General features: G+C 40.9%; 15 protein-coding genes. 8 read left to right on the top strand and 7 right to left on the bottom strand.

All coding sequences use genetic code 11. The features are described 5' to 3' along the window. Positions 1 to 8 precede the first annotated feature (8 nt). Both NQ536_RS05405 and NQ536_RS05400 read right to left on the bottom strand, forming a co-directional pair. Positions 9 to 479: a (2Fe-2S)-binding protein gene (locus tag NQ536_RS05405; RefSeq protein ID WP_004853235.1), complete on the bottom strand. Its 471-nt coding sequence runs from the start codon at positions 477 to 479 to the stop codon at positions 9 to 11. Next, complete coding sequence (locus tag NQ536_RS05400) at positions 470 to 1,270, bottom strand: FAD binding domain-containing protein (protein WP_044998342.1); 801 nt, start codon at positions 1,268 to 1,270, stop codon at positions 470 to 472. The genes NQ536_RS05405 and NQ536_RS05400 overlap by 10 nt, the downstream gene beginning before the upstream one ends. Before the next feature lie 129 nt (positions 1,271 to 1,399). On the opposite strand from NQ536_RS05400, the gene NQ536_RS05395 reads away from it, so the two are divergent. The 5 genes from NQ536_RS05395 to NQ536_RS05375 are packed head-to-tail and all read left to right on the top strand — an operon-like array spanning position 1,400 to position 5,689. Continuing rightward, positions 1,400 to 2,533, top strand: coding sequence for an ABC transporter substrate-binding protein (locus NQ536_RS05395; protein ID WP_004853239.1), 1,134 nt, complete (start codon positions 1,400 to 1,402; stop codon positions 2,531 to 2,533). Next, positions 2,517 to 3,518: a FecCD family ABC transporter permease gene (locus tag NQ536_RS05390; RefSeq protein WP_004853241.1), complete on the top strand. Its 1,002-nt coding sequence runs from the start codon at positions 2,517 to 2,519 to the stop codon at positions 3,516 to 3,518. Before NQ536_RS05395 ends, NQ536_RS05390 begins: the two co-directional genes overlap by 17 nt. Next, positions 3,515 to 4,339: an ABC transporter ATP-binding protein gene (locus tag NQ536_RS05385; RefSeq protein WP_044998343.1), complete on the top strand. Its 825-nt coding sequence runs from the start codon at positions 3,515 to 3,517 to the stop codon at positions 4,337 to 4,339. Before NQ536_RS05390 ends, NQ536_RS05385 begins: the two co-directional genes overlap by 4 nt. Next, on the top strand, positions 4,336 to 4,671 hold the full coding sequence (locus NQ536_RS05380; protein WP_004853244.1) for a winged helix-turn-helix domain-containing protein: 336 nt from the start codon (positions 4,336 to 4,338) through the stop codon (positions 4,669 to 4,671). The genes NQ536_RS05385 and NQ536_RS05380 overlap by 4 nt, the downstream gene beginning before the upstream one ends. After that, positions 4,604 to 5,689 carry a nucleotidyltransferase family protein gene (locus NQ536_RS05375; RefSeq protein ID WP_227909654.1) on the top strand — a complete coding sequence of 362 codons (1,086 nt, stop codon included), beginning with the start codon at positions 4,604 to 4,606 and terminating at the stop codon, positions 5,687 to 5,689. The genes NQ536_RS05380 and NQ536_RS05375 overlap by 68 nt, the downstream gene beginning before the upstream one ends. A gap of 105 nt (positions 5,690 to 5,794) precedes the next feature. Here NQ536_RS05375 and NQ536_RS05370 read toward each other — a convergent pair whose 3' ends face one another. From NQ536_RS05370 to NQ536_RS05350, 5 genes are all read right to left on the bottom strand, one after another. After that, a complete protein-coding gene (locus NQ536_RS05370) occupies positions 5,795 to 6,487 on the bottom strand; it encodes a hypothetical protein (protein ID WP_004853247.1) in 693 nt (230 codons plus the stop codon). Further along, complete coding sequence (locus NQ536_RS05365) at positions 6,484 to 7,044, bottom strand: RNA polymerase sigma factor (RefSeq protein ID WP_044998344.1); 561 nt, start codon at positions 7,042 to 7,044, stop codon at positions 6,484 to 6,486. Before NQ536_RS05365 ends, NQ536_RS05370 begins: the two co-directional genes overlap by 4 nt. 185 nt (positions 7,045 to 7,229) lie before the next feature. Then, positions 7,230 to 7,424, bottom strand: a complete 195-nt coding sequence (locus tag NQ536_RS13915) for a type III toxin-antitoxin system ToxN/AbiQ family toxin (RefSeq protein WP_259806120.1) — start codon at positions 7,422 to 7,424, stop codon at positions 7,230 to 7,232. 297 nt (positions 7,425 to 7,721) lie between these two features. Next, entirely contained in the window at positions 7,722 to 8,177 is a 456-nt protein-coding gene (locus NQ536_RS05355) for a DUF3021 domain-containing protein (RefSeq protein WP_004853253.1), read from the bottom strand. 11 nt (positions 8,178 to 8,188) lie between these two features. After that, positions 8,189 to 8,635 (bottom strand): LytTR family DNA-binding domain-containing protein, encoded by a 447-nt coding sequence (locus tag NQ536_RS05350; protein ID WP_004853256.1) that lies wholly within the window; start codon positions 8,633 to 8,635, stop codon positions 8,189 to 8,191. Between the two features lie 524 nt (positions 8,636 to 9,159). Between NQ536_RS05350 and NQ536_RS05345 the strand changes: the two genes are divergently transcribed. The 3 genes from NQ536_RS05345 to NQ536_RS05335 all read left to right on the top strand — a co-directional run bounded on the left by NQ536_RS05345 (position 9,160) and on the right by NQ536_RS05335 (position 12,490). Further along, positions 9,160 to 10,551 carry a condensation domain-containing protein gene (locus NQ536_RS05345; RefSeq protein ID WP_004853257.1) on the top strand — a complete coding sequence of 464 codons (1,392 nt, stop codon included), beginning with the start codon at positions 9,160 to 9,162 and terminating at the stop codon, positions 10,549 to 10,551. A 62-nt stretch (positions 10,552 to 10,613) separates the two neighbouring features. Beyond that, positions 10,614 to 10,862 carry an acyl carrier protein gene (locus NQ536_RS05340; RefSeq protein ID WP_004853259.1) on the top strand — a complete coding sequence of 83 codons (249 nt, stop codon included), beginning with the start codon at positions 10,614 to 10,616 and terminating at the stop codon, positions 10,860 to 10,862. 68 nt (positions 10,863 to 10,930) lie between these two features. Beyond that, positions 10,931 to 12,490: an AMP-binding protein gene (locus NQ536_RS05335; protein WP_004853261.1), complete on the top strand. Its 1,560-nt coding sequence runs from the start codon at positions 10,931 to 10,933 to the stop codon at positions 12,488 to 12,490. Positions 12,491 to 12,547 lie beyond the last annotated feature (57 nt).

The raw sequence follows: 12,547 nt of genomic DNA, 5'->3' as shown, positions 1-12,547 counted from the left end.
TCACCCCTTTACTGTCTGTCATCTGCAGGAATTCTACTGTCTAAGTAATTTCGGATTCCTCTCAGTTGTCCCTCATATCCGGAACATCTGCACAGATTCCCGGCAAGATATGCCCTGATCTCATCATCCGACGGGTCAGGATTTTCTCTGAGAAGAGCTATTGTATTCATCACAAAACCCGGGTTGCAGAAACCACATTGATCAGCACCCTGATCAGCAATGAATCCGGCAAATTCTGCCGCCTCATCCTGAAGGCCCTCAAGGGTCTGCACCTCGTGTCCATCTGCCCTGGCAGCAAGCACCGAACAGGAAAGGACAGGAGTCTGATCCATAAGCACTGTACACAGGCCGCAATTGGACGTCTCACAGCCGCGTTTCACGCTATAACAGCCATGATCACGTAGAAAATCTATAAGGAGCATATCAGGAGCTATATTTCCCGAGACGAATTTCCCATTTAATTTAATTTTTATTTCCACTGCTGCTCCTCCTCAATCTTTTTCAATAATCTCTGTCCAAGCACACGTATCAGACGGCTTCTGTATTCTGCGCCAGCACGATGATTGCTTCCAACCGGAACCTTGTCAGAAACCCAACTGGCAAATGCTTTCTCTGTCTCATCAGAAAGTCCCTCTGTGAGCAAGCCTTCTTCATCCAGAACAAGCATCGCCCTTCCAGGCCTTGCTCCCACAGCCAGACGGTATTCTCCATCCACGCATGATGCTGAACAGGCAATGACAGGAAAATCTGTTCTCTGATTGCGGACTGATGCATAAGCAAAAACTCCGGGAGTTTTTCTGATGATCAGATGTACAATCACGTCCCTGTCCTGCTTCATGTTGACAAATTCCCTGAGTGGAATCATACCACCATGATAAAGCTCCACAAATGCATCCATAGCTAAAAAAACTGTCAGAATGTCTGAAAAGCCGAAACGACCCCATATGCTTCCGCCAATCGTTGCGAGATTTCGAAACTGAACTCCCACAATATCCTTCACCGCTTCGCATACTGCACCATGTGTATATTTATTTAATCCGTCATGTAGCTCTATCTGACGGAGTGATGTCATTGCACCAATAATAAATTCGTCATCTTTTTCCTCGATCGTATCAAGTCCCAGATCACACATATCTATGGCTGTCTGTATCAGGCGATCCTGCATTTTTGTCCAAAGCATTCCTCCTATAATACAGCTTCCCTTTTTCTGATTCAGTTCATATGCCTCATCAATACTTTGTGCGCGTACATAATTCTGTATTGTTACCATAAATACTCCTTTTAACATATAAACACAATTTTTCAAAATATATTATATTAAAACATCTTGTCTTTGAAAAGGTGCTTTGTTACAATACCGTTGTATTATTTCAAGAATAACGAAAGGAACATTGAATTCATGAAAACAACTCTAAAAAAACATCTATCTATCATCCTTATCTGTGCTATGCTGGCAGTACTTACAGCCTGTGGTACAGACAGTGCTACGACAACACAGAGTACTACGGAAAGCACCACAGCTGCTTCAGTATCAGAATCAGCTTCCAGTGAAGAAGCATCAGAAGAAATATCATCTGAAGAATTATCTTCCGAAGAATCTTCCACTGAAGCAGATGCTGAACAGACTGTCTACCCTATAACAGTTACCGACCAGGCTGGCCGTGAAGTTACAATTGAAAAAGAGCCATCTTCTATCGTGAGCGGCTACTATATTTCTTCAAGCCTTCTGATCGCTCTTGGTCTCAAGGATAAGGTTGTCGGTATTGAAGCAAAAGCAGACAAGCGCCCTATTTATAAGCTTGCTGCACCAGAACTGACTGAGCTGCCGAATGTTGGAACTGCCAAAGAGTTCAACCTTGAGACATGCGCTGCTCTTTCACCTGATCTGGTTATTCTGCCAATGAAGCTTAAGGATGCAGCCCAGAGCCTGACAGACCTCGGTATCACAGTACTGCTCGTCAATCCTGAAAGTCAGGATCTTCTGACAGAAATGATCAACACCATAGCTACGGCAACTAACACCAACTCAGAGGCTGCAAAGCTGCTCGCATATATAGATTCTCAGAAGGATATGCTTACTTCAGCTCTGTCTGGCGTAGAACCTGAAAGTGTATACCTTGCCGGCAACTCATCATTCTTGTCTACTGCCGGTCCTTCTATGTATCAGTCAAGCATCATCGAGCTTGCCGGTGGAAAAAATGCAGCTGATTCTATCACAGACACCTACTGGGCCGAGATAAGCTATGAGCAGCTTCTTGCATGGGATCCTTCTTATATAATAATCGCATCGGATGCCGAATATACAGTAGATGACATAATGAACGATCCAAACCTTGCAGAATGCACTGCTGTAAAAAGCAGCCACGTATATGCTATTCCTGGAGACATGGAAGCATTGGACAGCCCGGTACCTGCAGGAATCCTGGCATCTGTATGGCTTGCAGGGATCCTTCATCCTGATCAGGTATCAACTGACACATATACAACTGAAATGACAAATTATTATGAAACATTCTATGGAATCAACAACTAATAACAAGCGTAAAAATAAAAACAAAGCAACAATAACTATTATACTGGGAGCTGTCATTCTGGCAGCTCTTAGTATATTTTCTTTTTTTGTCGGAAGATATCCTCTTACACTGAATGGATTGCTGCAAGGTGATGACATGCAGTGGCGTGTATTTCTCACGCTTCGCGCAAGCCGCGGAATCATCGGCTGTATAGGGGGATTTGTTCTCGGCATAGCAGGATTTGTATATCAGACTGTCTTTAAGAACCCATTGGCTTCTCCAGACATCATAGGTGTATCCTCAGGTGCAAGCGCAGGTGCCGCATTTGGCATTCTGTTTTTGTCCGGAACAATGTCTGTAACCATATCTGCTTTTGCCGGAGCCATATGCTGTGTGATACTGGTTCTGCTTCTGTCATCGCTGACATATGAACGTGATGGAAAAAGCATAGTACTGGCAGGCATAGCAGTACACAGTCTTGCCCAGACCGCTCTTGTGTGTCTGAAGCTGACTGCCGACCCTGAAAAACAATTAGCATCAATTGAATACTGGATCATGGGAAGTCTTAATGGCATAAGCATATATTCCATTGGCTCAAACGTAATACTATGTGCGATCTGCCTGCTGATAATCTTCCTGTTGTACAGACAGATCATAATGCTCTCCCTTGATGACGCAGATGGCAAAATGCTTGGCGTGAATGTTAACCACATACGAATGCTGGTTCTTTTGATCGCAACCCTGGCAACTTCAAGTGTGATCAGCATGACAGGACTTATCAGCTTTATTTCTCTGCTTGCTCCGCACGGAGCCAGAATGCTGCTCAAAAATAACCGCTTATCAACTATGCTTCTGAGTGGTCTTATAGGTGGATGTCTTCTCACTTTCGGCGATATCCTTGCCCGCAGTGTATGTTCCACAGAACTGCCGGTCAGTATATTCACAAGTATTGTAGGAGCACCGTTTCTTATATATCTATGCATAAGGAGGAAACCTGTAAAATGAGTATATTAAACATATGCGATCTGTCAGCCGGCTACCACCACAGCAGCCGCACCAACACCACAGATGTGCAAAATGTGATAAATAATATCAGCTTTTCTGCAGAAGAAGGTACAATTGTTGGTATACTTGGCGAGAATGGCTGTGGCAAAACAACCCTTATCAAAGCAATCGCCAATTTGATTCCGCATAGTGGCTGCTGCGAGTTAGATAATCTCCAGCTGGAACATATGCCTCACAAAAAACTAGCACAGCTATGTGGATATATCCCTCAAAAAAGCGGCATATCCATAGACATATCTCTCTTAGATGTTGTCATGATGGGATTTAACCCAGAGCTTAAGCTGCTTAAGCCACCTACTGATACCATGAAAGAAAAGGCTCATGAAGTTCTTGCAATGGTCGGCCTTGATTCACGGATAAACGATAATTTTCAGACATTGAGCGAGGGCCAAAAACAGCTTGCCCTGCTGGCACGTACATTTGTGACAAACCGGAAGCTTTTACTCCTAGACGAACCGGAAAGTGCACTGGACTTCAGGCTGCGTTACCAGATCATGAAACTTCTGTGCAGCTATGTTGAACGAAACCACGCGGTGTCTTTGGTAACGCTTCACGATTCATCACTTGCATTAAATTACTGCAACACCCTTCTGGTTTTATCTGAATCCAAGCTGATCGGTGAAGTATATCCCGATAAAACACCCATTGAGGAAATGGAAATGCTTCTGTCCAAAGTTTATGGTACAATCAGTATCAGAGAACTTCGCAACCGTCAGGGAAAGCGCCAGCTTGTCATGATGAAGGAGGATGATATGCATTGAGAGCTGCTATTAAAATAACATTTTTTGATGATAATGATGAGAAATTCTTTGGTGAAGGTCCATATCGCCTGCTTTTGGCTATAGAAGAAACCGGTTCTCTCCGCTCCGCGTCCAAGTCCATGGGGCTTGCCTACAGCAAAGCATTCCGCATGATAAAAAATGCTGAAGAAGCGCTGGGATTTTCACTTACAAGCCGCACAACAGGCGGCAGATCAGGTGGCGGAAGCACGATAACACCAGAGGGAAAGGAATGGCTGAAAAAATATGAACAATACAGAGAAGCCTGTATTCAGGCTGGAAGCCAATTGTATATGGAGATCTTTTCTGACTAGCAAAAAGAAACATATCGTTATTACAGGTGGCAGGAAAAGAGGCAAATCAACACTTCTCTCTTCACTTTTCGACAGACAAATGCCCGGAATTACATCATGGGCCGTCCCAAAAGAAGGCGTATACATGAAAAACAACTCAAGCGGTGAAGTTGTACGTATCGGCAGATTCTGCTCTGATGCCACAGGTTGCGAGAACCTCATGCAACCCATTAAAGATTCCTTTAACAGCACATGTATTGCTTTTTTAGAAAGCCTAGCAGACACAACAGCACCATGGATTACTGTAGACGAAATTGGATATCTTGAAAACACATCATACGATTATCAAAAAGCTTTCGAAAGACTCATGAATAAAAAGCGGATCATTATGGTTGTTCGAAAACAGGATCTCTCATTTCTGAACTGGCTGTGCAGCCATAAAGATGTGTTCCTTGTTGACCTTGACAGACCATTTGGCAATTCCGGATGTATCATCATGGCTTCAGGGCAGGGAAAGCGCTTTGGCGGCAATAAACTCATGGCTGAATATCACGGACAGCCGCTCATAAAGTGGATGCTTGATATAACAAAAGATTTGTTTTCCAGACGACTTGTTGTCACCATACACCAGGATATTGAAAAGCTTTGCACAGAATATAGTATACCGGTAATCCTTCACTCCTCACCATATCGGAATGATATGATCCGTCTTGGTCTGGATACAATTGGTTCCTATATTGACCGCTGTGCTTTTATTCCTTCCGATCAGCCACTCATAAAGGCGGAATCTATAGCATCACTATTATTATGTGCCCAAAATGATCCATCATATATATGGAGAACATGTTATGACAAAACTCCAGGATCACCTGTGATATTTCCAAAAGAATATTTTGATGAGCTTATGTCTCTCCCACAAGGAAAAGGCGGGAATGTCGTTGTCCACAGTCACGAATCTCAGGTAAGGCAGCTACCCGTCACCAACAAAACTGAATTGATGGACATTGACACACCAGCAGATATGGCGCGGCTGAGCTGACGCGGCTGTAGGGACGTTCCTTCTGTCACCAAGAGTGTCCCTCTGTCTTATTCGTTACAGGGGGACACTCTTGGTGACAGAAGGAACGTCCCCGATTATTCTTGATTATTCTTGGATTTGACTCAAATCAAATGCACCGTTCTCAATCAACTTCAAAATTGTGTCTACCAAGTTGTTTTTTACAGTTTCACTTTCATTTTCAACGCCAGAATACTCTACATAAATAGTGTTCTCTCCCATATCAAAGGTTGCATAATATATTACGGTTTTGATACCTTGACTATTTGACTTTGTTACGAAATATCCTGCATTGATATCAACGCCGTCTACACTTGAAGTGATTGTATTTCCATCAATGATAGTATCTAATAGATTTACACCCTGTTTAGATACTACCATTCTTGTATCACCAATTTTTCCCTCAAGACCCAGAATATTATGATTGTCAGCATCAAAGTAAGCATCTGCGGTAACAGGCAAGTCTGCAAAAAGCATTTCAATCTCAGCATCGCTCAAGGGCCTTGTTGTTACATTTAAGTTAATTGAAGATTGTGATAAGTCATTTTTAACAAAAGTAATTGTTTCTCCACCATCCAGCGTGGCAATATCGTTTTTTGTACCAAACAGATTGCTTTGAAAAACTCCCACTCCAATCACAGCAACGAGTACGAAGCAAGCAGCAACAGACACCCATTTTTGCCGATTAGTTATTTTACTTGTTTTTTTCATAGGTTCAGCCTCCTTAATATACTGATTATCGACATTTCCCAATGCCCTTAAAAGTTTCTTTTCTTTCATACAGAGATACCTTCTTTCTCTAACAATTTTTTAAGTTCGTTCCTTGAACGAAATAATGACATCTTGATTTTGCTCTCGCTCATATCATATTCCGTTGCAATTTCTTTAATGGGCGATAAGTACCAATATCTTCTCATAAAGATTTTTCGCTGTTCTAATGACAGGGAAGAAAGAAAGCGGTTGAGAATATCCGTTAGAGCAATTTCTTCAACAATGTTTTCTGTACTATCCAACGATGGTATGCACTCTTGTATTTCATCAAGAATCAATGGCATTTGCCCGCCATTACGTTTCTTTGCATTGAGCAGTTCGTACCTGTCCAAAGATAAGTTGCGAGTAATCTTCCCTAAAAAAGTTTTTAGGACAGATGGACGGTTAGGCGGTATGCTGTTCCAAGCTCTTAAATAAGTATCATTTACACATTCCTCGCTGTCTTCGTCATTGTGAAGAATATTAAAGGCTATGTATCTGCAATACTTTCCGTATTTTTTTGAAGTTTCGGATATAGCAGCTTCGGAGCGCTCCCAATATAAATCTAATATCTGCTTATCATCCATAGGCTTCTCCTCCTCCTTTGTATTAAGGCCTTTCACTCTAATAGACGGGGAAAATGTGTCAAGCGTCACTTAAATTCAAAAGATATTTATTCAAAGATTAGCTTTCATTTTTTGAAAGAATATAATAAAACAGCAAAAGACATACACCAACAAGTCTCTTAATATTCAATGCGGAAAATTACAATTCATACAATCTTTTTGAAATCAATTTTATCCCTCATTTTTTCATGCTTTTCCTTTGGCTTAGATAAGGGAACACAATACTTATGTTCATTACAAATAACAAGCACTCCAAGAAAATGTCGCTCGTCCTTACCAATCTGAGGAGATACCGATAAAACTCTGTCATCTATATTATGTAAGTTTCTGATGTATTTCATATCAATACGATATACTTCTAATGGTGCTTGAATCATTCATTTCTTCTTTAAAATATTTCAAGGACTATGTTTCCATAGTCCTTGAATGTAGTGTCACCGTAGCGACCCTAACGCTTTTTGAACGTCCACTTATCGGCAGGGCCCTCCTTCAATATTATTGAACCAAATGCCATTCTTTTGTCAATGAATTTCTAAAAATTCATAATCTTTTTATATTTAGCACAAATCATTTTTCAGCCTCGTAGAGCGAAATACACCCACCGCACAAATCTTCGTTTTGTACTCTGTGTATTTCGACTAATTATTCTTTTGAATGCCTTCTTTTATCTTATAAATACGTATCTTCCAAATCAAATATTGTACTATCCAAACTACAACAAATATTGCAACAAAAATAGCAAAATAGCTTAATACACCTTTAACAGAATGCTCCATCCATTCGCAAATATATGCAACTGTCATCATAAGTACAGATACAATTCCAAAATAAATGCTTGTTTGTTTTAATAAACTCCACTTATCTATTTCCCAGATAACAGATGCTCCTGCAAATCCTGCTCCAAGAACGGCACTTAAAACAGTCTGTATGATAATCGCTGTTACCTCATTGCCAAATCGTTCAATCAAACTCGGAACACATGAATAGTAACTACCATCACCGATTGCAAGTGAAATTCCAATTGTAATCAAATAACTAATTACAATTCCACCCAATAATCCAACAAATATTCTAGAAAATAATTCTTTTTTCATTTTTAGTCACCTCATAATCCTAATACTTTTTTGATCTTTGAAACATATCTTCTGGAAACATAACTTACAGTCCCATTCGATAATTCCATACAAATTGTTCCTACAAAGCTTAAATCAAGGCTTTTAACCTTCTTAAGATTCACAATTTCTGAATTTGATATCCTTACAAACTTACTGTTATCCAATCTTTCTTCCGCTTCATATAGTCTCAATCTAATTTGATACGTACCATTGTCAGTTTGGGTAAAAACCTTACTGTCTTCTGCATAAATCTTTACTATGTGATCCGGATCTAATAGTTCGACCTTATCCTCTCTGATACCGGAAATAATTGTTGGAGCATCATCTAATCTGCTTACAAAATCAACAACTCTGTTAACTTCTTCCGTCATCTGTGCTGTTGTAATCATAATTTCAGGTTCTTTAGCTTCCGCATCGATATTAATATTCAGTTTCATGATTTTCCTCCTTTCTTGCTTTGTAGTATATCTGAATTAGAATTATTATCTATACTTTATCAATAGGTGGTCATTTTTTCTACCTAACTGGTCAAAAACAATGTTTTCGCAGTTGATTCTTTCCCTTGTTTTTTCCCTATGAGGGTTCATAAACAAGGGTAAAACGATATAACACAATACAAGATGTGACGGGGAGGACACCCACGAAAATTTTAGTATTTTCAAGGGTTTGCCGAGATTTCTATAACCAAATATAACAGTTATTAAATCCCTTAAAATACCTCAAGTGAGACTTCAAATTTATCGCTCTGATTTTTAATACATGTAGGGACGTTCCTTCTGTCACCAAGAGTGTCCCCCTGTCTTATTCGTTACAGGGGGACACTCTTGGTGACAGAAGGAACGTCCCCGATTTCCGGTCAATTTCATCTAAAGTGTCCATTAGCGGACCAGGCATATTGAATCCTCATTTTTCTTGTGATAACTTTTCCCACAGCGTATCAGAACATCAGGAGGAATAAATTATGCCAAGAAAATATTATCCATTAACACCTTCACAAAAGATACATTTCAAACCAATTATTGAATTTGGCACTCAGCAAGTCGCAAATATAAGCATTTGTATGACTCTGCAGGCGCCGCTTGATTTTGGTCTGCTGAAAAAATGCATACAGCTGGAGTACGAAAGATACGAATGCCTGCGAATCCGTTTTACAAAAGTTGACCAAAATGGAGAGGTACGGCAATATGTTGTTTCTCGCGATGACAGAGATATTGATTACGAAAACCTTTCATGGCTTTCCGGTGATGACGCTTATCACCGCATGGAAGAATGGTCCAGAATTCCGTTTGACGGGGACAATATTCCAATGAATGTGATAAAAATGATCTCGCTTCCGGGTGGCTATAATGGGCTGTACATCAAAATCGATCACAGACTCATGGATTCATGTGGAGCTATCGTCATGGTGAATGACATCATGGAACTGTACTGTCATTATAAATTTGGCACGCCTTATCCTGAGGACATGGCAAGTTTCACTGACATGGTCGAACGTGATCTTAAAAAAAGCACAGACGAAAAACGTGTCTCAAAAGACCGCATGTACTGGCAAAATGTGCTGGAGGAAAATGGAGAACCTATTTACTCCGATATACAGGGACAACGGATACTTCAGGAAAGCAGACGCCTTCACAATGACAAGTCACTCCGCGCTGCAGATCAGGAGATCAACGACCTGTCTGTCGCTACAAAGAACTATCATCTGGATGCTGAGCCAACCCAGAATCTCCTGGATTTTTGTATGAACAATCACATATCCATGACCAACCTCATTCTCATGGGAATACGAACTTATCTCTCCAAGGCAAATGGCGGACAGACTGACATTTCCATAAGGAATTATGTTTCAAGACGTTCCACACATGCCGAGTGGGTATCAGGTGGCTCTCGCGCAATGGCATACCCTTGCAGAACCATCATTGATCCGGACACAGAGTTTCTAGATGCAGTTTTCATGATTCAGGATGTTCAGAATCATGTATACCGACACTGCAATTATGACCCGGAACTTTTGTCTGACCAGATGAAAGAAATGTTCCACACTCCTCCACACACTACTTATGAGAGCGTGGGGCTTACTTACCAGCCTCTTCCTATCAGGCTTAAAAATCCGCATCTCGAAAACATTTCCGTAAGGAGCATGTGGATTCCAAACGGTACATCAAAACAAAAGATCTATCTCACCGTCATGCACAGTGCAAATGATCTGGGTTTGAATTTCTATTTCAGATACCAGACCGCAAGTCTCTCCGAACAGGACATTGAACTGTTCTACTACTACCTTATGAAGATAATCTTCAAAGGCATTGCCGAACCAGAAATGACCGTGGGCGAAATCATCGAATGCATCTAACTATTTTTTGGGGACGGAGGTGCCTGACCCCATTTAATTAATTCAATAAGGAGATTTTTAATATGAATAACAATATAACATTTTTAAACATTGTTGCCGAATACTGCAATACACCAGCTGATGAGATCACTAATGATATGCGATTCATAGAAGATTTGGGCTTTAGCTCCCTTGATTTCATGACTTTCCTCGGCGACCTTGAAGATACATTTGACGTGGAAATCAATGAAGATGAGATCATCAATATTCACACTATAGAAGACGCCATCAAGTACCTTGACAACCTGACAAGCTCTTCTGCATCGGTTTAACATTAAAAATCTGGGGCGACGGAGTATGTCCCATTTTGCCTCACATAAAAGAAATGGAGATATGATATATGGAAGAAAATATTCTGGAAATTGTTGAAAAAAGCTGTCGGATACATAGAGATGTAATAGCTGTTAAATATCTGTCTCACAGAGAGATTGTCGAAAAGAGCTACGGAGATATGTGGGATGACATTCGCAAAACTGCTGTCATTTTACGAAATAATGGACTCTGCGGAACACATATTGCACTGGTGGGAAGCAGCTCTTATGAATGGATCTGCGCCTACATGGCTATACTTTTCACGGGAAATACTGCTGTACCGCTGGATGCAAACCTGTCAGTTTCAGAATTACATGAACTTCTGAATCGGTCAGGATCAATTGCATTATTCTGCGGAGCATCCAGAAAGGATGTGATAACAGAACTGACAGACGATTGTCCCGAAATGAATATTGTATTCACCATGGAAAAGAAAGTAGATATAGAGCATCTGGAGGGTGCAGATTCAAATCCACAATTAGCAATTTTGTCATTTGAACAGCTCCGCAACGAAATTACCATACCGGATGACTTTGCATTTGCCGATCAGGATAAGGATAAAATGTGTACGCTTATGTATACCTCTGGAACAACGGGCAAAAGCAAAGGCGTCATGCTGTCTCAATTCAATCTCGCACAAAATGTTGAAAATGTATATGTAAATCTGGAACCTGGTGTAACTATTCTGAGCGTTCTTCCTATACATCACGCCTTCTGCCTGACAATGGAATGGATGAAGGGCATTTCACTGGGCGCCACTATCTGCATCAATGACTCGTTGCTCCACATGCTGAAAAACATGAAACGGTTCCAGCCCGTTGGCATGCTGATGGTTCCTCTCATGGTAGAAACCATTTACAAAAAACTCAAAGACGTCAACCCTCTCCTTCCTAAAAAGCTGGTTGCAAAGGAAGCATTTGGCGGTAAACTGGAATATATATTCTGCGGAGGGGCATACCTGGATCCTATGTATGTTACCGAATTCAAAAAATACGGAATAGACATACTCCAGGGATACGGCATGACTGAATGCTCCCCTGTAATTTGCTCCAACAATCACAGATACAACAGACCCGGATCCGTTGGCAAACTCCTGGACAACTGTGCTGTTCGTTTTGTCGACGAGGAAATTCAGGTAAAAGGCACAAGCGTCATGTCCGGATACTACGACATGCCAAACGAGACCGCAGAAGCTTTTCAAGACGGCTGGCTCTGCACCGGAGATCTTGGTTATCTCGACTCCGATGGTTTCATGTATATAACCGGAAGGAAAAAGAACCTCATCATTCTGGCAAATGGTGAAAACATATCCCCTGAGGAACTGGAAGGAAAGCTTTCTATAGAGCCCCTTATTTCAGAAATAGTCATTACCGGCGACGGCAACCATCTCACTGCTCACATATATCCAGATCAGGATTTTGTAGATAAGAAACATATGGATGCAGCCAGGACTTCTGAAAAATTGCAAAAAATTATTGATACTTTCAACAAAAACCAGCCAACATACAAAAGGATCTCTGCACTGGATATAAGAAAAGAGCCGTTTGAAAAGAGTTCGACAAAAAAGATCAAAAGAAATCTCGTATAACAATAGACTCACACGCATTATTGTTGTAACATTGCTGTATTAGATAGTGACAAAACT

The organism is Coprococcus eutactus (assembly GCF_025149915.1).
Classification (GTDB): Bacteria; Bacillota; Clostridia; order Lachnospirales; family Lachnospiraceae; genus Coprococcus; species Coprococcus eutactus.
This window is presented reverse-complemented; position numbering and strand designations above follow the sequence as displayed.

Excerpts from the sequence above, each read along its gene's own strand:
- NQ536_RS05395 (WP_004853239.1), top strand. The coding sequence starts at position 1,400 with ATGAAAACAACTCTAAAAAAACATCTATCTATCATCCTTATCTGTGCT.
- NQ536_RS05400 (WP_044998342.1), bottom strand. The coding sequence starts at position 1,270 with ATGGTAACAATACAGAATTATGTACGCGCACAAAGTATTGATGAGGCA.
- NQ536_RS05365 (WP_044998344.1), bottom strand. The coding sequence starts at position 7,044 with ATGGATGATAAGCAGATATTAGATTTATATTGGGAGCGCTCCGAAGCT.
- NQ536_RS05350 (WP_004853256.1), bottom strand. The coding sequence starts at position 8,635 with ATGAAACTGAATATTAATATCGATGCGGAAGCTAAAGAACCTGAAATT.
- NQ536_RS05340 (WP_004853259.1), top strand. The coding sequence starts at position 10,614 with ATGAATAACAATATAACATTTTTAAACATTGTTGCCGAATACTGCAAT.
- NQ536_RS05370 (WP_004853247.1), bottom strand. The coding sequence starts at position 6,487 with ATGAAAGAAAAGAAACTTTTAAGGGCATTGGGAAATGTCGATAATCAG.
- NQ536_RS05355 (WP_004853253.1), bottom strand. The coding sequence starts at position 8,177 with ATGAAAAAAGAATTATTTTCTAGAATATTTGTTGGATTATTGGGTGGA.
- NQ536_RS05335 (WP_004853261.1), top strand. The coding sequence starts at position 10,931 with ATGGAAGAAAATATTCTGGAAATTGTTGAAAAAAGCTGTCGGATACAT.
- NQ536_RS05375 (WP_227909654.1), top strand. The coding sequence starts at position 4,604 with ATGAACAATACAGAGAAGCCTGTATTCAGGCTGGAAGCCAATTGTATA.
- NQ536_RS05385 (WP_044998343.1), top strand. The coding sequence starts at position 3,515 with ATGAGTATATTAAACATATGCGATCTGTCAGCCGGCTACCACCACAGC.
- NQ536_RS05345 (WP_004853257.1), top strand. The coding sequence starts at position 9,160 with ATGCCAAGAAAATATTATCCATTAACACCTTCACAAAAGATACATTTC.
- NQ536_RS05390 (WP_004853241.1), top strand. The coding sequence starts at position 2,517 with ATGGAATCAACAACTAATAACAAGCGTAAAAATAAAAACAAAGCAACA.
- NQ536_RS13915 (WP_259806120.1), bottom strand. The coding sequence starts at position 7,424 with ATGAAATACATCAGAAACTTACATAATATAGATGACAGAGTTTTATCG.